We start from the raw sequence: 1,218 nt of genomic DNA, 5'->3' as shown, positions 1-1,218 counted from the left end.
TCCGCCAGCCCCACTTGTTAGGAACTGAATATCATCTTCTTTTAACCCTAATACTTGAGCAATTCCATCGAGGTGTTCTTGTTCAATAGCTAACTCTGAAACGAGTAACTCAGTCTGTTTGTCGAACTTTTCAATAACAATTTTCATTATTTCTCTACCTTTCTAGCCGGGTCTGCTTCTTTTGTTTGCTCTCCCGATATGTGATCAAACTCGCCGATATGTTTACCATTTTTCGTATAAATCTCGACTTTTCCATGCTGAGAATCCCACTCGTAGATTCGTCCTTTTTTATCTTTCCACCGCTCTCTCAGTTTCCCTCCACCTTGTACTGACGTTTTTTTCTTTGCTTTAATTGCATCAGGGAAAGCGGGTAACGGTGGGCTCCCCTTCGGGGCTGGAATGTACTTAATATCGCTATTCGGTTTGTTATAAACCACATAGAGCGGAGCAATGCCTGAGCTTTCAGGGAATACTAAGATCGCATCACGCCAGTCTTTCTCTTCAGGCGCAGGCGTAACGGTGACGTTCGCATCGCTATCCGAGTGGATTGGCGTGACCAGTATATCGTCTTTTTCAAACCCATCACTATGATCGGGGGTAGTTTGCCAACTTGCTTCACCGTTTTCTTCTGGTGTCCAATAGATGGTTGGTCCGTTCTCTTCAATCGCAACGGACAACTGACCATTGTTCCCCTGTTTCACATATTTGATGGGGATTCGTGTGTCATCTACATGATAACCCTGTACTTGCGGATAAAACTCGCCATCTTGGGGCTCGGTAATGTGGACACGAACGCGGCTTTGCGCCGTGGTCACTTGGCGTAAATCTTGGTCTGTGTATTGGGTGTTATCGCCAAACAAGCTTTGCTGCATGGCAAACAAAGCGCCAATGCCCTCGACCTGCCAGCGGTAGCCCTCGACGATTTTGTCTTTCAATGTGCCGGCCAGTTTATCTAAATGCATCGCTGCGGTTTGGGTTTGCTGCATTTGCTCTGGGGAACCGGCGACAGCTGCGGAACTGCCCATAGCCATTTGTGCTTGTGTCGCTTGAATGGCGGGTATGACAGCAGCTGGGTTTGCATTGGCTTGTGCAAAGAAGAATGACCAAGGACCAAAGTTACTAATTGACTCTTGTTGGTCGCCAATTTCAATACATCCCTCTGGTCTGGTGCAGGATTTAGCGAACACGAGCGAGCTTGTGGCGTCTTTTAAATTGAGG

1 protein-coding gene is annotated in these 1,218 nt (G+C 47.0%); it reads right to left on the bottom strand.

The features are described 5' to 3' along the window. Positions 1-146 precede the first annotated feature (146 nt). Positions 147-1,218 (bottom strand): S-type pyocin domain-containing protein (locus IQR33_RS34175; protein WP_193837481.1); only part of this gene is annotated, 1,072 nt, incomplete at its 5' end.

This window comes from Vibrio sp. OPT46 (genome assembly GCF_015163535.1).
Classification (GTDB): Bacteria; Pseudomonadota; Gammaproteobacteria; order Enterobacterales; family Vibrionaceae; genus Vibrio; species Vibrio alginolyticus.
The sequence above is the reverse complement of the archived record's forward strand: the minus strand, read 5'-3'. Positions and strand labels throughout refer to the sequence as shown.